The sequence below is a fragment of the Croceitalea sp. MTPC6 genome (genome assembly GCF_036985525.1).
Taxonomy (GTDB): Bacteria; Bacteroidota; Bacteroidia; order Flavobacteriales; family Flavobacteriaceae; genus Croceitalea.
In genome coordinates, this window is sequence record NZ_BTGR01000011.1 from 40,891 (window position 1) to 66,239 (window position 25,349).

General features: G+C 35.0%; 29 protein-coding genes. 17 read left to right on the forward strand and 12 right to left on the reverse strand.

Going from position 1 to position 25,349, the window contains the following annotated elements; translation table 11 throughout:
• Positions 1–28 precede the first annotated feature (28 nt).
• The gene (locus AACP56_RS16290; RefSeq protein ID WP_339338434.1) at positions 29–1,003 is read right to left on the reverse strand and encodes a D-alanine--D-alanine ligase; all 975 of its coding nucleotides are present in this window, start codon (positions 1,001–1,003) and stop codon (positions 29–31) included.
• 167 nt (positions 1,004–1,170) lie between these two features.
• On the opposite strand from AACP56_RS16290, the gene AACP56_RS16295 reads away from it, so the two are divergent.
• The 4 genes from AACP56_RS16295 (at position 1,171) to AACP56_RS16310 (ending at position 4,045) form a co-directional block, all read left to right on the forward strand.
• Positions 1,171–1,758: a PASTA domain-containing protein gene (locus AACP56_RS16295; protein ID WP_339338436.1), complete on the forward strand. Its 588-nt coding sequence runs from the start codon at positions 1,171–1,173 to the stop codon at positions 1,756–1,758.
• A 1-nt stretch (position 1,759) separates the two neighbouring features.
• A complete protein-coding gene (locus AACP56_RS16300; protein ID WP_339338438.1) occupies positions 1,760–2,785 on the forward strand; it encodes an RluA family pseudouridine synthase in 1,026 nt (341 codons plus the stop codon).
• Between the two features lie 93 nt (positions 2,786–2,878).
• Complete coding sequence (gene yaaA, locus AACP56_RS16305) at positions 2,879–3,640, forward strand: peroxide stress protein YaaA (RefSeq protein WP_339338440.1); 762 nt, start codon at positions 2,879–2,881, stop codon at positions 3,638–3,640.
• A gap of 45 nt (positions 3,641–3,685) precedes the next feature.
• A complete protein-coding gene (locus tag AACP56_RS16310) occupies positions 3,686–4,045 on the forward strand; it encodes a hypothetical protein (RefSeq protein ID WP_339338442.1) in 360 nt (119 codons plus the stop codon).
• A 2-nt stretch (positions 4,046–4,047) separates the two neighbouring features.
• Here AACP56_RS16310 and AACP56_RS16315 read toward each other — a convergent pair whose 3' ends face one another.
• On the reverse strand, positions 4,048–4,176 hold the full coding sequence (locus AACP56_RS16315; protein ID WP_339338444.1) for a 30S ribosomal protein THX: 129 nt from the start codon (positions 4,174–4,176) through the stop codon (positions 4,048–4,050).
• 72 nt (positions 4,177–4,248) lie between these two features.
• On the opposite strand from AACP56_RS16315, the gene AACP56_RS16320 reads away from it, so the two are divergent.
• The gene (locus AACP56_RS16320) at positions 4,249–4,920 is read left to right on the forward strand and encodes a uracil-DNA glycosylase family protein (protein WP_339338446.1); all 672 of its coding nucleotides are present in this window, start codon (positions 4,249–4,251) and stop codon (positions 4,918–4,920) included.
• A 133-nt stretch (positions 4,921–5,053) separates the two neighbouring features.
• The gene (locus AACP56_RS16325) at positions 5,054–7,600 is read left to right on the forward strand and encodes a phosphoenolpyruvate carboxylase (protein ID WP_339338516.1); all 2,547 of its coding nucleotides are present in this window, start codon (positions 5,054–5,056) and stop codon (positions 7,598–7,600) included.
• 53 nt (positions 7,601–7,653) lie between these two features.
• Here AACP56_RS16325 and trpA read toward each other — a convergent pair whose 3' ends face one another.
• The 10 genes from trpA to AACP56_RS16375 form a co-directional block, all read right to left on the reverse strand.
• Positions 7,654–8,415, reverse strand: coding sequence for a tryptophan synthase subunit alpha (gene trpA / locus AACP56_RS16330; RefSeq protein ID WP_339338448.1), 762 nt, complete (start codon positions 8,413–8,415; stop codon positions 7,654–7,656).
• Positions 8,416–8,417: 2 nt separating this feature from the next.
• A complete protein-coding gene (gene trpB / locus AACP56_RS16335; protein WP_339338450.1) occupies positions 8,418–9,602 on the reverse strand; it encodes a tryptophan synthase subunit beta in 1,185 nt (394 codons plus the stop codon).
• Positions 9,599–10,282 carry a phosphoribosylanthranilate isomerase gene (locus tag AACP56_RS16340; RefSeq protein ID WP_339338452.1) on the reverse strand — a complete coding sequence of 228 codons (684 nt, stop codon included), beginning with the start codon at positions 10,280–10,282 and terminating at the stop codon, positions 9,599–9,601. Before AACP56_RS16340 ends, trpB begins: the two co-directional genes overlap by 4 nt.
• Before the next feature lie 3 nt (positions 10,283–10,285).
• Positions 10,286–11,068: an indole-3-glycerol phosphate synthase TrpC gene (gene trpC / locus AACP56_RS16345; RefSeq protein ID WP_339338455.1), complete on the reverse strand. Its 783-nt coding sequence runs from the start codon at positions 11,066–11,068 to the stop codon at positions 10,286–10,288.
• A 77-nt stretch (positions 11,069–11,145) separates the two neighbouring features.
• Complete coding sequence (trpD, locus tag AACP56_RS16350; RefSeq protein WP_339338457.1) at positions 11,146–12,141, reverse strand: anthranilate phosphoribosyltransferase; 996 nt, start codon at positions 12,139–12,141, stop codon at positions 11,146–11,148.
• Positions 12,138–12,704 (reverse strand): anthranilate synthase component II, encoded by a 567-nt coding sequence (locus AACP56_RS16355; RefSeq protein ID WP_339338459.1) that lies wholly within the window; start codon positions 12,702–12,704, stop codon positions 12,138–12,140. Before AACP56_RS16355 ends, trpD begins: the two co-directional genes overlap by 4 nt.
• A complete protein-coding gene (locus AACP56_RS16360; RefSeq protein WP_339338461.1) occupies positions 12,705–14,102 on the reverse strand; it encodes an anthranilate synthase component I family protein in 1,398 nt (465 codons plus the stop codon).
• A 236-nt stretch (positions 14,103–14,338) separates the two neighbouring features.
• Complete coding sequence (locus AACP56_RS16365; protein WP_339338463.1) at positions 14,339–14,914, reverse strand: YceI family protein; 576 nt, start codon at positions 14,912–14,914, stop codon at positions 14,339–14,341.
• A 39-nt stretch (positions 14,915–14,953) separates the two neighbouring features.
• Entirely contained in the window at positions 14,954–15,601 is a 648-nt protein-coding gene (locus tag AACP56_RS16370; RefSeq protein WP_339338465.1) for an NAD(P)H-dependent oxidoreductase, read from the reverse strand.
• A 1-nt stretch (position 15,602) separates the two neighbouring features.
• Positions 15,603–16,049 (reverse strand): MarR family winged helix-turn-helix transcriptional regulator, encoded by a 447-nt coding sequence (locus AACP56_RS16375; protein WP_339338467.1) that lies wholly within the window; start codon positions 16,047–16,049, stop codon positions 15,603–15,605.
• Between the two features lie 134 nt (positions 16,050–16,183).
• Between AACP56_RS16375 and AACP56_RS16380 the strand changes: the two genes are divergently transcribed.
• From AACP56_RS16380 to AACP56_RS16430, 11 genes are all read left to right on the forward strand, one after another.
• Positions 16,184–16,720 carry a TlpA disulfide reductase family protein gene (locus AACP56_RS16380; RefSeq protein ID WP_339338469.1) on the forward strand — a complete coding sequence of 179 codons (537 nt, stop codon included), beginning with the start codon at positions 16,184–16,186 and terminating at the stop codon, positions 16,718–16,720.
• 2 nt (positions 16,721–16,722) lie between these two features.
• On the forward strand, positions 16,723–17,337 hold the full coding sequence (locus AACP56_RS16385) for a thioredoxin family protein (RefSeq protein WP_339338471.1): 615 nt from the start codon (positions 16,723–16,725) through the stop codon (positions 17,335–17,337).
• Between the two features lie 77 nt (positions 17,338–17,414).
• A complete protein-coding gene (locus AACP56_RS16390) occupies positions 17,415–17,723 on the forward strand; it encodes a rhodanese-like domain-containing protein (protein ID WP_339338473.1) in 309 nt (102 codons plus the stop codon).
• 21 nt (positions 17,724–17,744) lie between these two features.
• Positions 17,745–19,028 (forward strand): DUF2851 family protein, encoded by a 1,284-nt coding sequence (locus AACP56_RS16395; protein WP_339338475.1) that lies wholly within the window; start codon positions 17,745–17,747, stop codon positions 19,026–19,028.
• An 8-nt stretch (positions 19,029–19,036) separates the two neighbouring features.
• The gene (locus AACP56_RS16400) at positions 19,037–19,264 is read left to right on the forward strand and encodes a PspC domain-containing protein (protein ID WP_339338477.1); all 228 of its coding nucleotides are present in this window, start codon (positions 19,037–19,039) and stop codon (positions 19,262–19,264) included.
• A gap of 2 nt (positions 19,265–19,266) precedes the next feature.
• Complete coding sequence (locus tag AACP56_RS16405) at positions 19,267–20,274, forward strand: potassium channel family protein (protein WP_339338479.1); 1,008 nt, start codon at positions 19,267–19,269, stop codon at positions 20,272–20,274.
• Between the two features lie 84 nt (positions 20,275–20,358).
• Complete coding sequence (locus AACP56_RS16410; protein ID WP_339338481.1) at positions 20,359–21,972, forward strand: alanine/glycine:cation symporter family protein; 1,614 nt, start codon at positions 20,359–20,361, stop codon at positions 21,970–21,972.
• Between the two features lie 9 nt (positions 21,973–21,981).
• Positions 21,982–22,857, forward strand: coding sequence for a ComEA family DNA-binding protein (locus tag AACP56_RS16415; protein WP_339338483.1), 876 nt, complete (start codon positions 21,982–21,984; stop codon positions 22,855–22,857).
• A gap of 11 nt (positions 22,858–22,868) precedes the next feature.
• Complete coding sequence (locus AACP56_RS16420) at positions 22,869–24,038, forward strand: acyl-CoA dehydrogenase family protein (protein ID WP_339338485.1); 1,170 nt, start codon at positions 22,869–22,871, stop codon at positions 24,036–24,038.
• A gap of 117 nt (positions 24,039–24,155) precedes the next feature.
• The gene (gene rpsU, locus AACP56_RS16425; RefSeq protein ID WP_073181465.1) at positions 24,156–24,350 is read left to right on the forward strand and encodes a 30S ribosomal protein S21; all 195 of its coding nucleotides are present in this window, start codon (positions 24,156–24,158) and stop codon (positions 24,348–24,350) included.
• Between the two features lie 90 nt (positions 24,351–24,440).
• On the forward strand, positions 24,441–25,331 hold the full coding sequence (locus AACP56_RS16430; RefSeq protein ID WP_339338487.1) for a tyrosine-type recombinase/integrase: 891 nt from the start codon (positions 24,441–24,443) through the stop codon (positions 25,329–25,331).
• Positions 25,332–25,349: the final 18 nt, after the last annotated feature.

Sequence of the window (25,349 nt, forward strand, 5' to 3'; positions counted from 1 at the left end):
ATAAAAAGTGTTTGTTTAAAGTTACGTATTATTTTAGGGCTTCTTCAATGGCATTTTCAAAAAGCTCTGGTAATGTTATGCCATAAGCTATTGCCTGTTGTGGTAAAATACTCTCTTCCGTAAGACCTGGGGTAGTGTTCACTTCCAGTAAATAGGGCTCGTCCTCAATAAAAATAAATTCGCTTCTAGAAAAACCTTTGAGTTTTAGAATTTTGTAGATATGCTTGGCTATGCCACTAACAGTTTCTTGTTTTTCTTTTGATATACGTGCTGGAGTAATCTCTTGGGATTTCCCTTCGTATTTGGCCTCATAATCAAAGAAATCATTTTCAGTAACTATTTCTGTTATGGGCAATACGGCAACTTCACCTTTATAAGTTATCACCCCTACTGAAACTTCAGTGCCATCTAAAAAGGATTCTATAATAATTTCATCATCTTCCTTAAAAGCTTTTTCCACTGCGGTTACTAGTTCTTCTTCTTTATAGACCTTGGAAATACCATAGCTACTCCCTGCTTTGTTAGCTTTAACAAAACATGGTAAGCCAACCTTATCTATAATTTCTGTGGAATTGATTTTATTGCCTAAGTTTAAAAGATAGGAAGTGGCACATTTAATGCCATAAGGCTTTAAAGTACTTAGTAAGTCACGTTTGTTAAAGGTTAGTGCAGATTGGTAATGGTCACATGAAGTATGTGGAATATTTACGAGCCTAAAATAGGCCTGTAAAATACCATCTTCTCCTGGAGTTCCGTGAATTGCATTAAAAATGACATCGAATTTAATTTTTTCATCATTTACATGAATACTAAAATCATTCTTGTTTACTTTATGTTCAATTCCGTTATCATCAACGTAATGCCATGAACCTACTGTAATATGGATACGATAAACATTGTATTTTTCTTTGTTTAGATGCTTAAAGACAAAATTTCCACTTTTTAAGGAGATATGCTGCTCACTGGAGAAGCCGCCCATTATAATTGCTACATTTTTTTTCATCTGAGGACTTTACATTTCTTTTTTGATTGGACAGATGCAATCAGCCATTAATTTTAAACCAAGCACCAATTTTTTTTTACGCTTCATTTTATGTGGTTAAATATCCTAGGTCCAAAGTAAAGAAAAAAGGGTGGTTTCTTCTATATTTGTTCGGTCAACACTTTTTCATGAAACAATTTTTGCAGTTTTTAAAGAGTAAAACTTTTTTGATTCAATTAGGACTTGCACTACTGGTAGCCATTTTATTGGTTTTTCTCACCCTACAATGGTTAAAGAGCGAAACAAATCATGGTGAGTTTGTTGAAGTGCCAGATTTTTCTAAAATGTCTGTTCAAGAGATGCGCAAAGTTGCTGAAGACGCTGGGTTAAGATATGAAGTATTGGATTCCACGAACTACAATCCAGACTTTCCGCGTTTTTCAATTTTAGAACAAAAACCACTTGCAGGTAGTAAGGTAAAAGATAATAGAAAGATATATTTTACAGTTAATCCTTCAGGCTATAAAAAGGTCACTGTACCCGATATTATACAAGTAACCAAAAGAAATGCAACTTCCAGGTTAAGAGCTGTTGGATTAGAAGTCCAACGCGTAACTTACATAGATGAATTAGGGAAGGATATGGTCTATAGAATGAAGTATAAGGGCAAATATGTTAACCCTGGCGATAAACTTCCAAAAACTTCAAAGCTTGAGTTGATTTGTGGAAATGGTACAATAACACCGCAAGCACGTATTCAGGCAGACTCGCAATAAGATGGAATCTGAAGAAAATTTAGATGTTTCCCAAGATGAACTTTTTGAACACCATAAGTTTGTTGCTTCAAGCGGACAAGAACCACTGCGTGTCGATAAATTTTTAATGAACTTTATCGAAAACGCTACCCGAAATAAAATTCAAAAGGCAGCAAAAGATGGTAATATTTGGGTTAATGATGCCATTGTAAAGCAGAATTACAAGGTCAAGGCAGGAGATGAGGTTAAAGTGCTTTTTGAACATCCACCACATGAGTTATTATTGACACCGGAAAACATTCCTTTAGATATTGTTTACGAGGACGAACTTTTGTTAGTTGTAAATAAACCTGCTGGGATGGTAGTACATCCTGGGCATGGTAATTATTCGGGAACCTTAATCAATGCATTGGTCTATCATTTTGAGAATTTACCCAATAACAGCTCAGAACGCCCAGGATTGGTACATCGCATAGACAAAGACACTTCAGGTCTTTTGGTAATTGCTAAAACAGAAGCCGCGATGACACACCTTGCCAAACAATTTTTTGATAAAACCAGTGAACGGGAATATGTTGCATTGGTCTGGGGAAATGTGGAAGATGATGAAGGTACTATTGAGGGTAATCTGGCCCGTAATCCAAAAAACAGATTGCAAATGAGTGTTTTCCCAGAAGGTGATGAAGGTAAAGAAGCGGTAACACATTATAGAGTGATAGAACGTTTAGGCTACGTTACCCTGGTTTCATGTAAGTTGGAAACTGGTAGAACGCATCAAATACGTGTTCACATGAAATATATTGGACATACCCTTTTTAATGATGAGCGATATGGAGGTGATAAAATCCTTAAGGGCACTACATTTACCAAATACAAACAATTTGTGGAAAATGCCTTTAAAGTTTTACCAAGACAGGCCTTACACGCAAAGACATTGGGGTTTGTACATCCTGCTACAGGCAAAATGATGCGTTTTAATTCAGACCTTCCTGATGACATGGTCAATTGTATAGAAAAGTGGCGTAATTACGCACAACATTCCAATTAATATCAATTCTTTCAATATTTGCATCAATAAGACCTTTTATAGCATATTCCCTATTTAAGAATTTGGTTTTACTTTTGATGAAAATGCTGCACTATGAAAATTGTAATATCGCCAGCAAAGTCTCTTGACTTTGAAACTAGGTTGACGACCCAGAAATATAGTATTCCCCAATTTATAGAACAATCTGAAAAGTTGAACAAGGTTTTGGTCAAAAAGAAACCAAAGGCATTATCTCAACTTATGTCCATCTCAGATAATTTGGCGCAGCTAAATTGGGAACGTAATCAACAATTTTCTACCCCTTTTAACCCTGATAATGCAAGACCTGCTGTTTTTGCATTTAATGGTGATGTATACCAAGGTTTGGATGCCTATTCGATTCCCGAAGAAAAATTGGACAGTCTGCAAGATTCCCTAAGGATTTTATCCGGACTATATGGCGTATTAAAACCATTGGATTTAATTCAGCCCTACCGATTAGAAATGGGAACCCAACTAAAAGTAGGTCGCAAGAAAAATCTATATGAATTTTGGAAAGAACAATTGACCAAACACCTCGATTCTGAGTTGGAAGAAAATGAGTTGTTTGTGAATTTGGCCAGCAATGAATATTTTGGAGCTATTGACGAAAAGAAACTGAAGGTTCCTATAATTACACCAATATTTAAAGATTGGAAGAACGATAAGTTAAAGGTCATTAGTTTTTTCGCTAAAAAAGCTAGAGGTTCCATGGTACGTTATATATTGGACAAGGATGCCAAAACTTTGGAAGATATAAAATCATTTAATTACGATGATTACGAGTATAGCAAAGCTCATACTCTGAAAGAAAGTGAACCTGTTTTTATCAGATAGAATAAATTCTTTTTCCAAACGTTCTTTTAGTAAAGGACTATTGTAATGAAAAAGATTCTTCTTTCAGTTTTATTGGCGGTTTTAATAGCATTTGCATGCACAGATAGAGATGATGAATTAACAGGTGCAAATATTAGAATTAACAATAAAAGCAATATTAATTTTACAAACGTTCAGGTGAGGGTAGATACTCTGGTTTTTGAAAACATTGCTCCAGATGCCTTTTCTGAATATTTAGAATTTGAAACAGCCTATGCTGCGGATAATATTATTATAGAGACAGATTCTACTCAATTTAGCTTTACTCCAGATAGTATTAGAAGTCCATTACCAGTTGGACTTTATACCTACGAATTGAGTTTTAATGAAGAAGGTGAAGTAGTTTTAAATTTTAGGGTTGACTAGGATTATTTTGTTTTAGCAGTACCCAATTTTTCTTCAATTGTAGTTCGTTTTTTAATTTTTCGTTTTCGCCTAGCACCATAAGATTTATTGGCTATTTTCCCTCTTTTAGTTTTTATATCCCCTTTTCCCATAAAATGTTATTTGTTTTTACATAAAATAGGAAAAAACAACGATTTTTACAAGACTTATTTAATCTATAAATCTTGTCTAAATTTATTCACAAACACCCTTATCCGCCTTTTCTTTTTGACGGGGTTAAAAAAGTAATTATTGGTACACTTCCTCCGCCAAGGTTTACTACAAGGGAATTTAAAGATAGGGATGTGGATTTTTGTTATGGAAGCCGTGATGGACAATTATGGCCGATTTTAAATGAAATTTTTGACCTTGACCTAACTTTTGAAAACACTGAAGCTGCAATTCTAGAACGAAAAGAATTTCTAAAGAAAAGTAAGATAGGTATTTGTGATATTGTTGATAGCGCGGAACGAGTGAAGATTGATGCTTCGGATTTGGGAATGCAAAATGCAAAGCTTAGGGATATTTTAGGGTATTTAAAACAGTTTACGACCATAGATACCCTTTTATTTACAGGGGGAAATAGCAAGAATGGACCAGAATACTTTTTTAGAAAATTGTTAAAAGAAAATAATGTGGAATTTCAAGTTGTTTCTGATAGGGTTCCCAGAATTCACCAATTCATCCACCCAAAGACAAAAATGCAAATTAAAACGGTATCACTTACCGCTCCTTCAGGAGCTGCCAACAGAGCTGTTGGGAGTCTTCAATTATATAAAGACTTAAAGAATAAAAATCCAAATTTCAATACTTTTGACTTTAGAGTGCTTCAATACAGAAAACATTTTCTACGATAACGATTTCGCTTGTTACAATTTATCTTTCCTTACTGTTAATGTGTGATTTGATGGTAATTTAATGACAGATTTTATCATTTATAACGATATTTGAAATTCCCCATTAACGAAAAAAGACAGACTGATGAATCAAATGCAGCAAGCAAAAAGACTAGAGGAGTTTAAAAAATCGGTTACAAACAAATTTAATATCTATAACAGTCTTTTTTTAAGCTTACCCTACCGTAACATAGAAAACGTTGGGATGTTGATCCCTTTGTTGTTTGAGCACTGTGAAAGAGGGTTGGATAACGGGCAAAAACCACAAGAGATTTTAGAAACATTTTTCACCAATTTTGCGGGTATTAAGGATGAGAGAGCTCGGTTGGATTTTATGTTTCGCATCATCCAATATGTAGAAAGACAGGTAGTACTTTATGATAGTGTAGAAGACTCAGCTTTTCCAAAGCTTCAAGAATATACTAGTTCACTTTCCATAAAAGATTATTTTGAACTCGTGAATCGTAGCAAAAACTGGGACAAGATTTCTAAGAAATTATCTACGTTTAGTGCTAGAATTGTACTGACCGCCCATCCTACACAATTTTATACCCCTTCAGTTTTAGATATTATTGCCGAGTTACGTGCATTAATAGATAGCGATCAAATTAATGATATTGATGTTACCCTTCAACAATTAGGATTAACCTCATTGGTCAATGCCAAAAAGCCAACACCTTTGGATGAAGCAAAAAACATTATTTATATCTTAAGGAATACATACTATGATGCTATTGGTGAGTTGTTCCAGTATGTAAAGAGTAATATCAGAAACGAAAATTTTGATAATTACGAAATCATGAAGCTGGGGTTTTGGCCAGGCGGTGACCGTGATGGAAATCCATTTGTAACTGCGGACATAACTAAACAAGTTGCAGATGAGTTGCGAGTCACTTTAATGAAGTGCTATTACAATGAACTCAAATCGCTGCGTAAGAAACTAACATTTAAAGGGCTACAAGACGAGTTAAATCTGCTTAGCGATAAGTTGTACAGGTCAATGTTTAATGTAAATGTTGTTCTTACCTATGATGAAATTATCGGCTCATTGCTCCAAATCCGGGAAAATCTTGACACAAATTACCATGGTCTGTATTTAGAGAAGTTGGATGAACTCATTGATAAAGTACACATTTTCAAAACCCATTTTGCAACATTGGATATTCGCCAAGATCATAGTAAGCATTATTTGGTTGTAGAATCCATATTAAAAAAGCAGGGTATTATAAAAGAAAGTCTTAACGAATTGAAAGACAAAGAGCTGGTCAAATTGCTCTTGAAAGAAGACTTTAAATTAAAACCAAGTGATTTTGATGAGGATATTGTAAAAGATACCATTACTAATATTCAGCAATTAAAATCAATTCAGGAGAGGAATGGTGAAGAAGGTTGTAATCGCTACATCATTAGTAATTCTGAAGATATATTCTCGGTACTTTTTGTATTCGGATTGTTTAGATGGTGTGGATGGGCAGAAAAGGACATTACTTTTGATATTATCCCACTTTTTGAAACTATGAAAGGCATGGATGCTTCTGAAGAGGTAATGCAAGCTCTTTTTAATATTCCTAGCTATAGAAAACATTTGGAGCGACGCGGAGATGTACATACCGTCATGTTAGGTTTTTCTGATGGTACCAAAGATGGAGGATATTTAAAAGCGAATTGGTCTATTCTAAAGACTAAGGAAACCATAAGCAGAGTTTGTAAAAAGAATGATATTAAAGTGATGTTTTTTGATGGTAGGGGTGGTCCACCAGCTAGAGGTGGAGGTAAAACCCACCGTTTTTATGCAGCCCAGACCAAAGATGTTGCCAACCATGAAATACAATTGACCATTCAAGGGCAGACCATCACTAGTACTTACGGTACAAAAGAGCAGTTTATGCATAATTCGGAACAATTGTTAACTGCTGGTTTAAGCAATAATCTGTTCGGTAAGGAGCATACCATTTCCGCAACACAACGTAAATTAATAGAAGAGCTGTCTGAATTGAGTTTCGCTAAATATGATGCTTTAAAACAGCATGATAAGTTTATTCCGTATTTGGAACATCGCAGTACACTCAAGTATTATTCAAATGCAAATATTGGTAGCCGTCCTGGAAAAAGAGGAAATAAAAAACAGCTTACGCTTTCCGACCTTAGAGCGATTTCATTTGTGGGTTCATGGAGTCAATTAAAACAGAACGTACCTGGATATTTTGGCTTAGGTTCAGCAATAAAAGAATTTGCAGACCAAGGAAGGTTAAAAGAAGTTAAGGCATTATACAAGGAAGTTCCCTTTTTTAGAGCTTTGATGTCCAATAGTATGATGTCTTTGGCAAAGACCAATTTTAATTTGACTAGTTATTTAAAAGAGGATGCAGAGTTTGGCGAATTTTGGAACATACTCCATAAAGAATGCCTACTTTCTGAAAAAATGTTGCTGCAGATTTCTGGACAGAAAATTTTGATGGAGAATGAAGTGGTCTCTCGTGAATCTGTAAAAATTAGAGAAAAAATTGTGCTGCCATTATTGGTGATACAGCAAAATGCCTTGTACCATATTACGCAAAACTCAGAGTTTAAGGCTTTGTATGAGAAGATTGTAACACGATCACTTTACGGTAATATTAATGCGAGTAGGAATTCTGCTTAGTGTTTAATTTTAAAAATTTATAATACTTAATCGCATCTTTGAGGTGTAACGAATTAGCGAACTTTATCAATAAAGGCTTTTATTTTCTCTACGCCAAAATTGGACAAATGTTTTATAAAAGCAGAACCAATAATTGCTCCTTTAGCCTTTTCAACGGCTTGTTGAAAGGTTTGAGCATCCTTAATTCCAAAGCCCACAATCTTTGGATTCTTTAAATTCATTTTTGAAATACGCTCAAAGTACTCAGTTTGTTCGTTACCAAATCCAGATTTAGAACCCGTTACACTTGCCGAACTTACCATATAGATAAAACCATCTGATGCGTCATCAATTTGATGGATGCGTTCATCGCTGGTTTGTGGTGTAATTAAGAATACGTTTAGCAAGCCATATTTTTTGAAAATAGCTTCATAATCTGCTTGGTAAACATCCAAGGGTAAATCTGGCATAATAATTCCATCAATACCTATTTCATGACATTTTTCACAAAATGCCTCTACGCCATATTGAAGCATGGGATTAAAATAGCCCATTACAATTAATGGTATTGAAACCGATTCTCGAATATCTTGTAATTGTTCAAAGAGCTTTTCTGTAGTCATTCCATTTTTTAAAGCTGCTGTGGAACTACCTTGAATGGTTGGACCATCTGCTAGAGGGTCGCTAAAAGGTAAACCAATTTCAATCATATCCACCCCATTTTTCTCTAACTCTTGGATAATGGTGACCGTATCATCTAGTCGGGGATATCCAGCGGTAAAATATATGGAAAGGAGTTTTCCGTCCTCTTGTAGTTTTTGATGTATTCTATTCATTTCTAAGCCAACTTAAAATAATCAATGTAGGTCTGTAAATCTTTGTCCCCACGTCCAGATAAGCTTATCACAACTACATCATCTGGTTTAAACTTTTTATGGTCAAAAATTGCAAAGGCATGTCCCGTTTCTATAGCTGGAATAATACCTTCCAATTGTGAAAGCTTTAACCCAGCTGTCATTGCTTCATCATCAGTTGCTGAGTAAAACTCTGCTCTTCCAGATTTGTGTAAGTGGGAATGCATTGGGCCAACACCTGGATAATCCAATCCTGCCGAGATAGAATAAGGCTCTGTTATCTGTCCATCTGGTGTTTGCATTAACATGGTTTTACAACCATGGATAATGCCTACTTTCCCCAATGTAGAGGTTGCGGCACTTTCTCCAGTTTCTACTCCTTTTCCAGCTGCTTCAACTGCAATGACACCTACATCTGGTTCATCTAAAAAGTGATAATACGTACCAGCTGCATTACTGCCTCCACCAATACAGGCTACCACATAATCAGGATTTTCTCGCCCTTCTTTTTCTTTTAATTGCCATTTTATTTCTTCTGAAATCACAGATTGAAATCGGGTTACCATATCTGGATAGGGATGAGGTCCAATAGCGGAGCCAATAATGTAATGTGTGTCTACTGGATTATTTATCCAATCACGAATAGCCTCGTTAGTCGCATCTTTTAAGGTTCTACTCCCAGACAAAGCAGGTCTTACCTCTGCACCTAACATTTTCATACGGGCAACGTTTGGTGCTTGTCTAGCAATATCTATTTCGCCCATATAAACAATACATTCCATACCCATTAACGCACATACAGTAGCGGTCGCAACCCCATGTTGCCCAGCCCCGGTTTCTGCAATGATTCGGGTTTTACCTAGTTTTTTGGCCATTAGGATCTGGCCAATAGTATTGTTTACTTTGTGGGCACCAGTGTGGTTTAAATCTTCCCGTTTAAGATAGATTTTGGTATTGTGTTTTTCGGAAAGACGTTTTGCAAAATAGAGTGGGGAAGGCCTGCCCACATAATCCTTTAGTAATTGGTGGAATTCTTTTTGGAAAGATTCCTCATACATAATATCCAAATACTTCTGGCGTAGCTCTTCTACATTGGGGTATAGCATTTCTGGAATAAATGCTCCCCCAAACTCCCCGTAATATCCTTTTTCATCTGCGTGATAACTCATTCGTTGTTAGTTAGTGATTTTTTAAATTCTTTTAGTTTCTCAATATCCTTTAAACCAGGTTCCAATTCAAATTTGCTATTTATGTCTATGGCGTGACAATATTGGGATTCAGGCCTTTTTATAAACTCGTTTATTGATGCTATTTCATCTATACCAATGCCTCCACTAAGAAAGTAAGGTTTGGTGGATGGGTAGTTTTTTAAGACTGACCAATTGAAAGTATAGCCATTGCCTCCTGGTAATTTTCCTTTGGTGTCAAATAAATAGTAATCGCAAACATCCTCAAAGTGCCTTAATTGCTTAAAATCGAAGTTGTTTTTTATTGAAAAAACTTTAATAATCTTGATTTGAGGTACTTGCTTTTTTAGTTCATCGCAAAAAGCAGGGCTTTCCTTTCCATGTAATTGGACATACAACAGTTTAAATTGCTTTGTCAAATGCTTAATTTCCTGTATTGATGCATCTACAAAAACACCAACTTTTTTGATGCTATGTGGAATTGAAGGCATATCACCTTTAAAAAAACGTTTTGAAGGTTCCCAAAAGATAAAACCTAAGTAATCTGGTTTTAGCGCTGCAACTTCTGATGTATTCTTATTCATACCACAGACTTTCAACTTTAGGGATGCTCGCTCCTTAGTTGCTAAATTCTTGCCTTTATTGGTATAATAATAGTCCATTAGCTACTTCAATTTTTGAATGAATTCTGATGCACTTTTACCAGGATTATCAGTTTTCATGAAATTCTCACCAATTAAAAACCCTTGGTACCCATATCGCTTTAAATCTTGAATTGCCCCAATAGTACTAATTCCACTTTCTGATACCTTTACAAAATCATTAGGAATAAGACTTGATAATCTTTTGCTAGTATCTAAGCTTACCTCAAAGGTTTTTAAATCTCTATTATTAACACCTAGCATATCCAAGCTGGGCATGATGGATTTTTGCAATTCTTCTTCATTATGGACTTCTAACAAAACATCCAATCCAATACTTTTTGCAAGTTCAGAAAGTGTTTTTATTTCCGTCTTGGTCAGTACTACCGCAATCAATAAAATTACATCCGCGCCATGCGCTTTTGCTTCTATTATTTGATATTCATCAACGATAAACTCTTTTCTGAGCAAAGGCATGGAAACAGAAGTTCTAGCTAAAAGTAAATCTTCTAAAGAACCCCCAAAATATTTGATATCCGTTAAAACACTCATTCCACAAACACCGGCATTTTGATATCCAATAGCTACTTGTCCTACATTGGTATTCTGGTTTATAGTTCCTTTAGAAGGAGAACGTCTTTTATGTTCCGCGATAATTCCAGTATCACTTTTTCGTAATGCACTAGCCAATGATTTTCCTATACGACCAAAAAGAACTGATTGTTCCAATTGAGAGACAGGAATAATCAATTTCTTTAAATCGACTTCCTTTCGTTTGTCTGCTACTATTTTATCTAAAATGTTCATTTTACCACAATTCCGAGCGAAGCGAAGGAATCCGTTTACTTAATGAAACAGTTTGCTTCGTACCTCGCAAATTCGTCTCAGTTTTTACTTAATTCCTGCAATTTTTTTAATGCCACTAATCCATTTCCACTAAGCAATGATTCCTTTGCTTTTTCAAAACCTTCTTTTGGGCTTATTTGCTCTACAGTTGCAATAGCAACTCCTGCATTGGCACAAACCACATTATTTTGAGCTTCGGTTCCTTTTCCACTTAATACGTCCATAAATATCTGTGCTGAATCAGGAATGTCATTTCCCCCAACAATTTCATTTGCTTTAATTGTACTTATTCCAAAATCTGATGGTTTAATAATGCTTTCAGAACCATTAGAAATAGTTTTAGTGTCCCCAGTGAGGCTAATTTCGTCATAGCCATCCAAAGCATGTAAAATGGTAAAATTTTTATCTGTGTTTTGATATAAATACCCGTACATTCTCGCCAATTCTAAGTTAAAAACCCCAACCATTTGATTTTTTGGAAATGCAGGATTAACCATTGGCCCTAGCATATTAAAAAAGGTTTTTACAGCTAATTCCCGACGAATTGGTGCTACATTCTTCATCGCCGGATGAAAAAGAGGTGCATGTAGTACACAAATGCCAGCATCCTCGATAGACTTTTTTAAGAAGTCTGCTTCATTACTGAATTTAATGCCTAAGAATTCCATGACGTTGCTGCTACCGCATTTAGAAGAAACCCCATAATTACCATGCTTGGTGACTTTTATATCTGCACCTGCGGTTACAAAAGATGATAGTGTAGAAATATTAAAAGTGTCTTTGCCATCACCACCTGTACCACATAAATCAATAGGATTATATTCAGATAAATCAATTGCTAAACATAATTCTAAAAGTGCATCACGAAAGCCTTCTAGCTCTTCAATAGTGATACTACGCATCATATATACAGTTAAAAATGCAGCTATCTGACTTATATTATAATCCCCTTTAGCAATATTTACCAAAATCTGTTTGGCATCATCCTTTTCGAGAATTTCGTGATTAATAAGTCTATTTAGTGTTTCTTTCATTTCTGTAACCAATTTTTCAGTATTTGTTTCCCTTGCGGTGTTAAAACAGATTCTGGATGGAACTGCACTGCTCTAATATCAAATTCTTTGTGCCTTAATGACATTACCTGTCCATTATCATCAAAAGAAGTAGCCTCTAAACTATCCGGTAAATTTGAATTTACCACCCATGAATGATAACGTCCAACTTCGATTTCCTTTGGCAAATCCTTAAAAATATAATCATCTTTTGTAATTTCTATTGTAGTAGCTACACCATGATATACTTTGTCTAGATTTAGTAAACTACCTCCAAAGACTTCTCCAATAGCTTGTTGTCCAAGACAAACACCTAGCATCCTTTTTTTACCCGCATAGGTCGCAATTATTTCTTTTAAAAGCCCAGCTTCATCTGGAATGCCAGGGCCAGGAGAAAGTACAATTTCTTGGAAATTAGCTACTTCCTCCAATGTTAATTGGTCATTACGTTTTACAACGACTTCACAATCCAAATCTTCTAGATAGTGCACTAAATTATAGGTGAAACTATCGTAATTATCTATCATTAATATCTTTCTTTCCATCTAGATAGTTTCAGCAATTTCAAGAGCTTTATTTAAAGCACCCAGTTTATTATATGTTTCTTGTAGTTCGTCTTCAGCATTTGAGGCAGCCACCAATCCTGCACCGGCTTGGAAATGAAGTTCATGATTTTTGCTAAGGAATGTCCTAATCATAATGGCATGGTTAAAGTTTCCATTAAAATCCATAAAGCCAATTGCCCCGCCATAATAACCCCGACTGGTTTTTTCATATTTTTCGATTAGCTGCATGGCCATATGTTTAGGAGCACCACTTAATGTTCCTGCAGGGAATGTGTCTGCCACGATTTTTAGAGTAGGAATATCAGGTTTTTTTATTCCTGTAACCTTGGATACTAGATGAATAACATGCGAAAAATATTGCACCTCACGATAGGTTTCCACATTCACAAGATTGCCATTTCTACTCAGGTCGTTTCGTGCCAAATCCACTAACATCACATGCTCGCTATTTTCTTTATCGTCCTGAGCTAATTGCTTTGCCAGTTCTGCATCTTTTTCATCATTCCCGGTACGTTTGTATGTTCCAGCAATAGGGTGAATTTCTGCCTTACCATCTTTTACGATCAATTGTGCTTCTGGAGAGCTGCCAAAAATTTTGAAATCACCATAGTCAAAAAAGAATAGATATGGTGATGGATTTATGGAACGAAGAGCTCTATAAACATTAAACTCATCTCCTTTAAAGCCCTGAGAAAATCTACGGGATAGCACTAATTGAAAAACATCTCCACGTTGACAATGTTTTTTGGCAAGCGCTACATGTTCTTTAAAATCATCATCCTCTAAATTAGTTTTAACCGTTCCGTCTTTAGAAAAGTTATATGAAGCAAAACTCCTTACTTTAAGTACTTGTTCTAATTGATGTATATTATTTTCAGTTTCAAAGCAATGCGCGAAAAGATAAGCTTCATTTTTAAAATGATTAATAGCAATTACATTCTGATATACCGCATAATAAATGTCCGGAATGGAAACTGAGTTATCCTTTTTTGAAATTTCAACATCCTCAAAATAGCGGACGGCATCATAGGTCATAAAGCCGAAGAGTCCGTTTGTTATAAATTTGAAATCTTGGTTTTCTACTTCAAATTTCTTGCTGAATGCATCTATTTCCTGCGTAACTTCGATATCATCTGTAATTTGATTTTCTTCTTTTACACCATTAGGAAATTCTTTTATGATAGCTTCATTTTCAACTTTTATAGAAGCTATGGGATTACAGCAGATATAAGAAAAACTATTGTCATTGGCATGGTAATCACTACTCTCTAAAAGAATACTATTAGGGAATTTGTCCCTAATTTTTAAATAAACACTAACAGGGGTAATCGTATCTGCAAGTATTTTTTTATGATAAGTTTTAAGTTTATAAGACATAATTAGCAATGCTATAAATTAAAAAAGGCCTGTCGTGATGACAAGCCTTTATATATTATTCAATAGGGACCAGTTCACGATTGTTGTCGTAAATTACTCCACCACCAAGTTTTGTTTGTTGTTTTCATTAGTTCAAATATAGAAATGAATTTTAAACTATCAAACAAAGATGTGTTATAAAAAAATATCCCGTCGTAAAAGCGGGATATTTTCATTTCCTTTTTCAAATAGATTGCTTAGAATTCTAAATCAACAACCAAATCAAATTCGTCATAAATAGTTTTGTCTCCCAGATTATCAAAGAAACTCCCAGAACCATACTTTACATTGTATTTAGCTCTATCTACTTTTAGTGTGGCTGTTGCTTTGCTACCATAAACAGAGACATCAAAAGTTACGGGCTTGGTAATACCTTTAATAGTTAGGTCTCCTGTTACTTGGTATGAATTTTTTCCAGAAGCTTCAACTTCTGTGAATACTAATGTAGATGTTGGATTAGAAGCTGTAGCAAAGAAATCGTCAGAGTTTAAATGCCCGTCTAATTTTCCTTTGTAATCACCTTCTAAATCGGTTGTGTTTATAGTAGTCATGTCAACTACAAATTCACCTCCAATTAATTTATCCCCATCAAATTCTAGTGAGCCAGATTTCAGGGCAATTGTACCAGTATGTGAACCAGTTACTTTATAGGCTTTCCAAGTTACCGTACTTGCATCTGTTTTTACTTCTTTTTTCTCGCCATCAATTGGGTTTGCAGATACTGTCGTACCAATTACTATAGCTAAGGCTAAACTTAAAATGTTCTTTTTCATGATTTTAAAATTAATTTTTGTTGAAATCTATTTTTGGGTTTATATATGTGTGAAAAAATCTTTGTCCGATTTACGAACTTTTTCATAATGTTGTGTTTCGTCCTCTTCTGAACGATAGCCTATCGGCAAGACAACTGCTGCAGTTAATCCTTTTGCTGTAAGACCAAGGATTTTATCATATGCTTCAGCTTCAAAACCTTCCATGGGACAAGTATCGATTTTTAGTTCAGCAGCAGCTTGCATTAGGTTGCCAAGAGCAATATAGGCTTGTTTTGCAGTCCAAATTGCTTTGTGCTCAGCTGGTAAGTCTATCAATTTTGATTTCATAAAATCGCCATACTGTTTTAATCCACTTAAAGGAATGTTTCTAGTTTCAGAAACATTGGAGATATAATTGTCAACTAACTCAGAACCGAAATCAATCTGATTTGCTAAAACAATTAAGTGGGATGCATCGGTTATTTGAGATTGCCCCCATGAAACAGGTTTTAGCTTTTCTCTTATTTCCATATTAGATATTACCAAAACTTTATAGGGTTGAAGGCCATAGGAAGAAGCGCTCAACCTTACTGATTCCATCAAAAGATTGAAATCCTCATCGGATACCTTTTTATTTCTATCGAATTTTTTAGTGGCGTATCGCCAAGTTCTGTTTTCTAATATGTTTTTTTCTAGGACTTCGTTCATTTTAAAATTTGTCTAATAAATTATTTAATTCTTCTAAATCTTGATGGGTAAAACCCACCAAAACCTCGGCTTCAGCCAATTCTACAGCCTTATCCATTTCCTGTAGCGATTCTTCTCCCATTGCGGTAATACTTATCTCAATTTTACGTCTGTTAGTTGGGCAAACTTTTCTATCCACAAAACCTTTAAGCAAAAGTTTATCTACTAACCTAGTAGTATTACTCATTTTAGTGACCATGCGCTCATTCAGAGTAGAGAGATTTGCAGCTACGCCTTTTTGACCTCTTAAAATTCGTAAAACATTAAACTGCTGCAACGAAACATCAAAAGGTTTTAGCGCATTTGTCATTGCTTCATTTAGCTTAGAGTTAACTAGTGATAAGTGAATTATCGTTCTAGTTTCAATAGGCATTTTCTTATTCGTCTTTATTATTTCCTCTACATTCATGTTATTACAACAATTGTATATACAAATATAATTTTATTCTAAAAATTTATCCAAATTTCGGATAGCCAATTTTATGTTAAACCTTTAAGTGAAGGTCACTCTTATGGTTAATTTTAAATTATAAATTTCATTTAATGAAGCAGTTAACATTGCTCTTTGTAGTGTTTGTTTTTTTGATGCAGAGTTGCAAGTTTGAAGAAAAAAAGACAGTCGCTCAAGAAGAATCCATACAGACCAAGAAGTCTAGTATTGATTTTCCAATTTATGATTTTGACGGTTTAGAGCCTCTTTTAAATAAAGAGGATGATAAAACCTATATCGTAAATTTTTGGGCCACTTGGTGTAAACCTTGTATTGAAGAACTCCCAGATTTTGAACAAACCTATGCTGAACAAAAAGATAATAATGTTAAGATGCTTTTGGTAAGTTTAGATATGCCATCCATGTGGGAAAAAAGATTAGTTCCTTTTGTAAAGGAAAAGGAGTTAAAAGGAGAGGTGGTTATTTTAGATGACCCAAAAATGAATGAATGGATACCAAAGATTGATGCAAACTGGGAAGGTGGAATTCCAGCTACCTTAATTTATAATAGAGATAAACGAACCTTTTATCCTCATGGTTTTACCTATGAGGAATTGAATACTGAACTAGATAAATTTTTAAATGAATAGAAATGAACATAGTTAAGACAATTGGATTACTCTTCTTAGTTGTCATTACAATGGCACTCACAGAGAATGATGAACCCGCATCAGGTTATGATATTGGTGATCTAGCTACCGATTTCTCATTGAAAAACATAGATGGTGAAATGATTTCTCTTTCAGACTATGAAAACGCAAAGGGCTTTTTAGTAATTTTTACCTGTAATACTTGCCCCTACGCGGTTGCTTATGAGGATAGAATACTAGCGTTGGATAAAAAGTATAAAGCAAAAGGAGTTCCTGTGATTGCTATTAATCCAAACAACCCTGTCGTAAAACCGGGTGATAGTTTTGATAAAATGAAGATTAGGGCAAAAGAAAAAGGATTTACTTTTCCATACGTATTAGATGAAGGACAAAATATTTACCCCCAGTATGGTGCCAGTAAAACACCACATGTTTATCTTTTGGAGAAAACCAAGAAAGGTAATATTGTAAAATACATTGGAGCAATCGATGATAACTACCAAGATGCTAGTAGAGTTGAAGATAAATATGTAGAGAATGCTGTTGATGCAATGTTGGCTGGCAAGGAAATTGAGGTAACAAAAACTCGGGCGATAGGATGCTCAATAAAAGTATAATAAGAAAAATAGCTAGTTTTAAGTCCGGGGTTATGCTTCGGACTTTTATTTTTGCAAAACTTAATTTAATTGAAAAGATGGATTTAACACAAGAAGAGTGGACAGAACAACTTAAGAATGATGATAATGCCTTTTTGTTGGATGTTCGCACACCTGAAGAAGTCGAGGAAGGCTATATACCTAATTCGACTAATATTGATATTTATCTGGGACAGGAATTTTTGGATGAAGTAGAAAAACTGGATAAGGACAAAAACTTCTACGTGTATTGCCGTTCTGGGAATAGAAGTGGACAAGCTTGTGCAATATTAAAAAGTCTAGGAATTGAAAATGCCTACAATTTAGAAGGTGGTTTTATGAACTGGGAAGGCGAAGTTACCGAGTAAAACTTACTTACCTTTAAGGAAATGCGTGAAGATTTGCTCCATTTTATATGGAAGACCAACAAACTACATTCCCAGCAGCTATCAACTACTAGAAAAGAAAAACTTATAATTCATGGGACTGGACAGCACAACCTAAACTCTGGTCCGGATTTCTTTAATAGTAAGATTGAGATTGATAATCAGCTATGGGCTGGGAATGTTGAAATACATTTAAAATCTTCAGACTGGTATGCGCATGGTCATGAAACTGATGAAAATTATGACAATGTAATCCTTCATGTGGTTTGGGAAGATGATGTTGCTGTTTTTAGAAAAGATAAAAGTGAGATACCAACGCTGGAACTAAAAGATATAATTCCAAACTCACTTTTATCAGGCTATAAAAAGCTACTTCAAAACTCAAAAAAGAAATTCATTAACTGTGAGAATGATTTTAAAGCAGTTGATGATTTTTTATTGGATAATTGGCTAGAACGATTATACATTGAACGTTTAGAGCAAAAAGCAAGACTAATTTTCAATTTGCTAAAGACTTCCAATAACGATTGGGAACAAGTTCTTTTTTCAATGTTACTTAAGAATTTTGGTTCAAAAGTTAACGGTAAAGCATTTTTTAGTATTTCCGAATCTTTGGACTTTTCAGTTGTGAGAAAACTTCAAAATAATACCGTCTCATTAGAGAGTGTGCTTTTGGGCATGTCTGGGTTATTGGAAAAAGAAGAAATTCATGATGAATATTACAATCAGCTAGAAAAAGAATTTAGCTTTCAAAAAACCAAGTATAATCTAAATAATTTAGGACTTGAGAAGCCAGAGTTTTTTGGTTTACGCCCGAATAATTTCCCAACGATAAGGCTTTCTCAATTTGCCAATCTATATGCTGAAAATAAGAATTTGTTTAGTAAGCTTATGGAATATTCAGAAGTTAAAGACTATTATGATTTGTTCGATATTAGAGCAAGCGATTATTGGAAAAACCACTTCACGTTTGGTAAAGAATCAAAACCTTCCAGTAAAAAGCTAACGAAAAACACCATCGATTTGATTCTTATAAACACTATCGTACCCCTCAAATTTTCGTATGCTAAAAGTTTAGGGAAAGATATTAGTTCAGACTTGATAACCTTGATGGAGAATTTAGGAGTGGAAAAAAATAGTATCATAAAAAGGTTTGATGCAATAGGAAAGAAAACCAAAAGTGCTTTTTCAAGTCAGGCAAAATTGCAGCTCTACAATAATTATTGTATATCAAACCAATGTTTGAAATGTGCAGTGGGAAGCTCTCTTTTAAAGGTAAATCACTAAATTTGATTATGCGCTGGATATATGATTTGCTCTACTATTTTCAGAAAAGAGGTTTTGAAGTATGCCGTCGCATAGCCGAACGATGGGGTATACGGGCAAGAGTGGTTCGCACTACATTTATCTATCTCACTTTCGCTACGCTGGGTTTCGGCTTTGCATTATACCTTTTTATAGCATTTTGGTTAAAAATAAAAGATTTGGTCTATACCAAACGCACTTCAGTTTTTGACTTATAAATATGATCAGACTATTTAAATCACGAATAACTTGGGCACTTCTGTTGATGGCCACAGTACTTTTAGTGGGGATTTTTGGATATCATTTTTTTTATGGCTTTACATGGGTAAATGCCTTCTACATGACAGTGATTACGGTAACCACTGTTGGTTTTTCAGAAGTAAGGCCTCTAGATGCGGATGCCAAAATTTTTACTGTATTTTTAATAGTATCTAGTGTTTTCATTTTTGGTTTTGCCCTTTCGGTGATAACAGAATATATATTAAGTAGGAACTCATTACAACTTTTAAAGAAAAAGCGTGTGAAAAATAAAATAAACCGTCTGTCCAATCATGTGATTGTTTGTGGTTATGGACGAAATGGAAAACAAGCCGCAGAAAAACTCAAAGCTTATAATAAACCATTTGTTATCATTGAAAAGGATAAAGAGATTATTGAAGCCAACGAAGATGAGGTATTGTTTGTAGAAGGTGATGTAAATGAGGATGAAGTGTTGCTAGAAGCGGGCATTGACCGTGCACAATACTTAGTTACTGCATTGCCGGATGATGCTGTAAACCTCTTTGTTGTATTATCTGCACGACAAATGAATGAAGGTCTTTTTATAATTAGTAGGGCCTCACAGGTTAATTCGATTAAAAAACTAGAGTTTGCAGGTGCTGATAAGGTAATTATGCCAGATAAGATTGGTGGGGACCATATGGCATCTTTGGTCGTGATGCCAGATTTAATAACTTTTATGGATAAGCTATCGATAGAAGGAGAGCACACCACAAATCTTGAAGAGGTGGAGATTGAGGATTTTCAAGGCCAATTAGATTGTAAGTCCATAAAAGATTTAGATCTAAGGCGTAAGACTGGTTGTACCATAATAGGTTACATTGCGCCAGACGGAAATTATATCATAAACCCCGAAGCCGACCTGGAGCTGGAACCTAAAGGTAAAGTGATTGTTTTAGGAAGGCCAGAACAAATAGATAAGCTAAATCAAATGTTCCAATTGGGATAGTTTAACAACGGTTAAATTTGATTCCATTGATTTTTTTTAGGATATTGCCAGCCTTACATCAAATTAACATAACCAAATAATATTATGAAGTATAGACTTCTTGTAATCGTTTCTTTATTGCTTCCTTTTATGAGTAACGCTCAAGATAAAGGCCTCGACGAAAAAGTAAACGACGCTTTTATGCCTTTTGCCACATGGTGGGAAGGGTTTGTTTTAACCACAATTCCTGTGGGAGAGTATAATATCCCGATAGTACTTATTTTACTTGTTTTAGGGGCTACTTTTTTTACCATCTATTTTAAATTTCCGAATATTTTAAAGTTTCCTTTAGCTATCAATGTTGTAAGGGGTAAATATGAAGAAGTTGAAAAATATGGTCTTGAAAAAGTAGAGCTTCATATGACAGATGATGGTGATATTCCAGATACTATTCGTGATGAAAGTGAAGAAGGAGAAGTAAGCCATTTTCAAGCATTGGCGACAGCAGTTTCGGGAACAGTAGGTTTGGGTAATATTGCGGGTGTAGCTGTGGCTATCGCAATAGGTGGTCCAGGAGCTACTTTTTGGATGATTGTTTGTGGTCTTATAGGAATGTCAACAAAATTTGTTGAATGTACTCTTGGAGTTAAATATCGTGATGTTGGAGAAGATGGTACTGTCTACGGAGGACCTATGTATTATTTGTCAAGAGGATTAAAGTCTAAAGGATTTACTGGACTTGGTAAGGCTTTAGCAGCAGTTTTTGCTATTCTTTGCGTCGGTGCTTCTTTTGGTGGCGGTAATGCTTTTCAATCCAACCAGGCAGCTGTGCAATTAACTACAATGTTCAATTTAGAAGGTGGCGCTATCGGTGTAATCATAGGTTTTATTTTAGCTGTTTTAGTTGGAATCGTAATTATTGGAGGTATCAAGAAGATTGCCAGTGTAACGGAAAAAATTGTTCCGTTTATGGCAGGAATTTATGTTATAGCTTCTCTTATTATCATTTTTGCTAACATCAAATATATAGGGGATGCATTCGGAATGATTTTCAGTGGTGCATTTACTCCAGAAGCGGGTCTAGGCGGAATTTTAGGAGTGATAATAGTTGGGTTTCAACGTGCAGCCTTTTCAAATGAAGCAGGTGCAGGTTCTGCCGCAATTGCGCATTCCGCTGTAAAAACTAAATACCCTGCTAGTGAAGGTATTGTTGCTTTGTTAGAGCCTTTTATTGATACTGTTGTTATTTGTACTATGACCGCATTGGTTATCATCTTTTTTAATATGGATGTAGGGGCATTTGATTATGGTAATGCAGTAGGCAGCACTGTATTGTTAAATGATTCAGGAACTTATATTGGTGGTGTGGATTTAACTTCTATGGCTTACGATTCGGTAATTCCTGGATTTAGATACGTACTAACAATTGCAATTGTACTATTTGCTTTTTCTACCATGATTTCTTGGTCTTATTATGGCTTACAATCTTGGAAGTACCTTTTTGGTAGAGGTAGAACAGCGGATATTGTTTACAAGGTATTATTCTTATTATTTGTTGTTATTGGTGCTGCTGCAACTTTAGATGCAGTAATCAAGTTTTCTGACGCGATGATTTTAGCTCTAGTTTTCCCTAATATGATAGGTTTACTATTCTTATTCCCTAAGGTTAAAGAAGAGCTGAATAAATATGTAGATGCTATCAAGAAAGCATATTCTTAAGTATCTAAATTGAAGAATTTCAAATCCCACTTTAAGTTCAATAAACAAGAACGGAGTGGGATTTTCTTTTTGTTGCTCATAATTATTATTTTACAAGGGGTTTATTTTTACATCAAATCTCAACCAATTAATGGGTCCGAATCCAAAATAACAGTAGATGAAATTGAGCAAGCAAAAATTGACAGTTTAAAAAAGATTGCTCAAACGAAGGATTCGGTCACGATATTTCCTTTTAACCCAAATTTTATTAGTGATTATAAGGGGTATACCTTAGGAATGTCTGTTGAGGAGATAGATAGACTTCATGCATTTAGAGCTCAGAATAATTATTTGAATTCAAAAGAAGATTTTCAAAAGGTTACTAAGATAAATGATTCACTTCTGAGAGTAATCTCTCCTTATTTTAAATTTCCAGATTGGACTCAATCTAACAAAAATCAATATTCGAAAAAATCGTTTTACAAATCATCAGAAACGAACACAATAAATATTCAAGATATAAATTCAGTAACAGCTAAAGATTTAAAAAGAATCAATGGAATTGGAAATAAGCTTTCAGCAAGAATCATAAAGTTTAGGGATAAGCTCGGTGGTTTTTTGGTAAATGAACAGTTGTTTGATGTGTATGGTTTGGATACCGAAGTAGCAACTAGGGCTTTGAAAGAATTTCAGGTAGTTAATACACCTTCAGTTGAAAAGATTAATATAAACTCGGCAACAGCTGGTGAGATTGCCGCTCTGGTCTATATTTCATATCCTGTCGCGAATGAGATTGTCAGATTAAGGGAGCTTAACGGAGGTATTAATTCCTTTGACGAATTAACTAACCTTGATGGTTTTCCTTCAGAAAAACTAGATAGAATAGCATTATATTTGTCACTCTAAAAAATTATTGCATGAACAGTATGTACTTCACCGAAGAACATCAACTTTTTAGGGAGAGCCTAAAAGATTTTTTACAAAAAGAAGTAGTTCCTCATATTGATAAGTGGGAAGAAACAGGAACTATTGAACGTTTTATTTGGAAGAAATTTGGCGAGATGGGCTATTTTGGTTTAGCTACCCCAGAAAGCGAGGAAGGCTTGGGTCTAGATCTTTTTTACACCGTTATTTTACTAGAAGAGCTTCAGAAGATAAATTCTGGTGGTTTTGCCGCAGCTATTTGGGCACATGTGTATTTGGCAATGACGCACTTGAACAAGAATGCAAACGATGCGCAAAAGAAGGCTTATTTGATTCCTAGTGTAAATGGTGACAAGATAGGTTGTTTGGGTGTTACAGAACCTTTTGGAGGAAGTGATGTTGCAGGAATGCGAACAACAGCTGAAAAAAAGGGAGATGTTTATATCGTTAATGGCTCAAAAACTTTTATTACCAATGGAGTATATGGCGATTATATTATTCTAGCGGCTAAAACTAATCCGGCCGCGGGTAACAAAGGCATAAGTATTTTTATTGTAGACAGAAATAGTCCTGGAGTTTCTGCCAATAAGCTCAATAAGTTAGGGTGGAGAGCCTCAGACACAGCTGAACTTGCATTTGATAATGTAGAAGTACCGGTAGCTAATTTGATGGGTGAAGAAGGGAAAGGCTTTACATTTATTATGGAGGCTTTTGCGTTAGAGCGTTTGGTCATGGGTGTAAATGCTCATGCGAGAGCTGAGTATACACTAGATTATGCATTACAATATATGTCTGAAAGAGAAGCTTTTGGACAGACGATAAATAAATTTCAGGCTTTGCGTCACCGTTTTGTGGATTTGCATGCAGAGATGGAAATATGTAAGCACTACAATTATGGTGTGGTAGCTATGCTTGATAAGGGCGAATATGCCGTTAAAGAAGCGACCATATCAAAATTAAAATCTACTAAGATGGCTGATGAAGTTGCTTATGATTGTCTTCAGTTTTTAGGTGGTTATGGATATATAGAAGATTATCCCATGGCGCGTATGCTTAGAGATAGTAGATTAGGTCCCATTGGTGGTGGCACTTCTGAAATCTTAAAGGAGATTATCGCAAAAATAGTTATTGATAAGAAGGAGTATCGCACTCCTGAAAAATAACGAAATGTCTATTTTTAGAAATTAATTTGAAATAAATCTTTTTTAGATAAATTTCATTTGTATATTTGCAGCCCCGTTCAGGAACGGATATCAATTAAAGAGAGGAGGTTGTAGCCAATGTTAATTATACCAGTAAAAGAAGGAGAAAATATCGATAGGGCTTTAAAGCGTTTCAAGCGAAAGTTTGATAAAACAGGCACTATGCGTCAATTACGTAAGCGTCAACAATTTACTAAACCTTCGGTTAAGCGTAGAGCAGAAATTCAAAAGGCACAATATATTCAAGGCCTAAGAGATCAAGAGGAAATTTAAAGTCCAAAAGATTCTACATAAAATAAAACCCGTTCAGAAATGAACGGGTTTTTTAGTCATGGACTTCAAGGTAAATTGTAACTTTGGTTTATGTCTCTTGAAGCTTTTGTTTCTTATCTCTCCTTGGAGAGAAACTATTCTAAGCATACTGTTGCTGCATATAATAAAGATATACTTGAGTTTTCATCTTTTGCATCCTTGGAGTATAATTTAGATGGGATTAATGAAATGGATTATACCATTATAAGGAGCTGGGTGGTTAAACTGGTTGGCGATGGTATTACCAATAGGACAGTAAATAGGAAAATTGCCTCTTTAAAAGCGTATTATAAGTTTCTTCAAAAAATAGGTGCAATCAATTCCAATCCACTTTCAAAACACAAAGCACTAAAAACCAAAAAAAAGCTGGAGGTTCCTTTTTCGGAAGTAGAGATGGAAAAGGTTTTACAACAAATCCCTTTTGAGAATGATTTTGAAGGTACTCGAGATAAGTTATTGATAGAACTTTTATATTCGACAGGAATTCGACGGGCTGAGCTCATCAATTTAAAGATTAGTGATATTGATATGGGCGGTACAACACTTAAGGTACTTGGAAAGCGTAATAAAGAGCGCATATTACCTTTGCTTCCTTCTATTTTCCCATTATTACATTCTTATTTGGATTACCGTGCAAAACTTGAGCTAGTAATCGACTCTGAAATGCTGCTGCTAACTAAATCTGGTCACAAAATATACGAAACCCTTGTTTACAGGACTATAAATAAGTATCTTAGTATGGTTAGCCCTAAAGTCAAAAAAAGTCCTCATATTCTGAGACATACCTTTGCTACCCATTTGTTGAATAAAGGGGCTGACTTAAATGTTGTGAAAGAGCTATTGGGGCATTCAAGTTTGGCATCAACACAAGTGTATACTCATAATAGTATTGCCGAACTTAAAAAAGTACACCTAAATGCCCACCCTAGAAACAAAGAATAATTTCTTTGTTATTGTTTA

Bases quoted from the DNA above. Each gene is read 5' to 3' on its own strand.
- AACP56_RS16290 (WP_339338434.1), bottom strand. From the start codon at position 1,003: ATGAAAAAAAATGTAGCAATTATAATGGGCGGCTTCTCCAGTGAGCAG.
- AACP56_RS16295 (WP_339338436.1), top strand. From the start codon at position 1,171: ATGAAACAATTTTTGCAGTTTTTAAAGAGTAAAACTTTTTTGATTCAA.
- AACP56_RS16300 (WP_339338438.1), top strand. From the start codon at position 1,760: ATGGAATCTGAAGAAAATTTAGATGTTTCCCAAGATGAACTTTTTGAA.
- yaaA (WP_339338440.1), top strand. From the start codon at position 2,879: ATGAAAATTGTAATATCGCCAGCAAAGTCTCTTGACTTTGAAACTAGG.
- AACP56_RS16310 (WP_339338442.1), top strand. From the start codon at position 3,686: ATGAAAAAGATTCTTCTTTCAGTTTTATTGGCGGTTTTAATAGCATTT.
- AACP56_RS16315 (WP_339338444.1), bottom strand. From the start codon at position 4,176: ATGGGAAAAGGGGATATAAAAACTAAAAGAGGGAAAATAGCCAATAAA.
- AACP56_RS16325 (WP_339338516.1), top strand. From the start codon at position 5,054: ATGCAGCAAGCAAAAAGACTAGAGGAGTTTAAAAAATCGGTTACAAAC.
- trpA (WP_339338448.1), bottom strand. From the start codon at position 8,415: ATGAATAGAATACATCAAAAACTACAAGAGGACGGAAAACTCCTTTCC.
- trpB (WP_339338450.1), bottom strand. From the start codon at position 9,602: ATGAGTTATCACGCAGATGAAAAAGGATATTACGGGGAGTTTGGGGGA.
- AACP56_RS16340 (WP_339338452.1), bottom strand. From the start codon at position 10,282: ATGGACTATTATTATACCAATAAAGGCAAGAATTTAGCAACTAAGGAG.
- trpC (WP_339338455.1), bottom strand. From the start codon at position 11,068: ATGAACATTTTAGATAAAATAGTAGCAGACAAACGAAAGGAAGTCGAT.
- trpD (WP_339338457.1), bottom strand. From the start codon at position 12,141: ATGAAAGAAACACTAAATAGACTTATTAATCACGAAATTCTCGAAAAG.
- AACP56_RS16355 (WP_339338459.1), bottom strand. From the start codon at position 12,704: ATGGAAAGAAAGATATTAATGATAGATAATTACGATAGTTTCACCTAT.
- AACP56_RS16360 (WP_339338461.1), bottom strand. From the start codon at position 14,102: ATGTCTTATAAACTTAAAACTTATCATAAAAAAATACTTGCAGATACG.
- AACP56_RS16365 (WP_339338463.1), bottom strand. From the start codon at position 14,914: ATGAAAAAGAACATTTTAAGTTTAGCCTTAGCTATAGTAATTGGTACG.
- AACP56_RS16370 (WP_339338465.1), bottom strand. From the start codon at position 15,601: ATGAACGAAGTCCTAGAAAAAAACATATTAGAAAACAGAACTTGGCGA.
- AACP56_RS16375 (WP_339338467.1), bottom strand. From the start codon at position 16,049: ATGAATGTAGAGGAAATAATAAAGACGAATAAGAAAATGCCTATTGAA.
- AACP56_RS16380 (WP_339338469.1), top strand. From the start codon at position 16,184: ATGAAGCAGTTAACATTGCTCTTTGTAGTGTTTGTTTTTTTGATGCAG.
- AACP56_RS16385 (WP_339338471.1), top strand. From the start codon at position 16,723: ATGAACATAGTTAAGACAATTGGATTACTCTTCTTAGTTGTCATTACA.
- AACP56_RS16390 (WP_339338473.1), top strand. From the start codon at position 17,415: ATGGATTTAACACAAGAAGAGTGGACAGAACAACTTAAGAATGATGAT.
- AACP56_RS16395 (WP_339338475.1), top strand. From the start codon at position 17,745: ATGCGTGAAGATTTGCTCCATTTTATATGGAAGACCAACAAACTACAT.
- AACP56_RS16400 (WP_339338477.1), top strand. From the start codon at position 19,037: ATGCGCTGGATATATGATTTGCTCTACTATTTTCAGAAAAGAGGTTTT.
- AACP56_RS16405 (WP_339338479.1), top strand. From the start codon at position 19,267: ATGATCAGACTATTTAAATCACGAATAACTTGGGCACTTCTGTTGATG.
- AACP56_RS16410 (WP_339338481.1), top strand. From the start codon at position 20,359: ATGAAGTATAGACTTCTTGTAATCGTTTCTTTATTGCTTCCTTTTATG.
- AACP56_RS16420 (WP_339338485.1), top strand. From the start codon at position 22,869: ATGAACAGTATGTACTTCACCGAAGAACATCAACTTTTTAGGGAGAGC.
- rpsU (WP_073181465.1), top strand. From the start codon at position 24,156: ATGTTAATTATACCAGTAAAAGAAGGAGAAAATATCGATAGGGCTTTA.
- AACP56_RS16430 (WP_339338487.1), top strand. From the start codon at position 24,441: ATGTCTCTTGAAGCTTTTGTTTCTTATCTCTCCTTGGAGAGAAACTAT.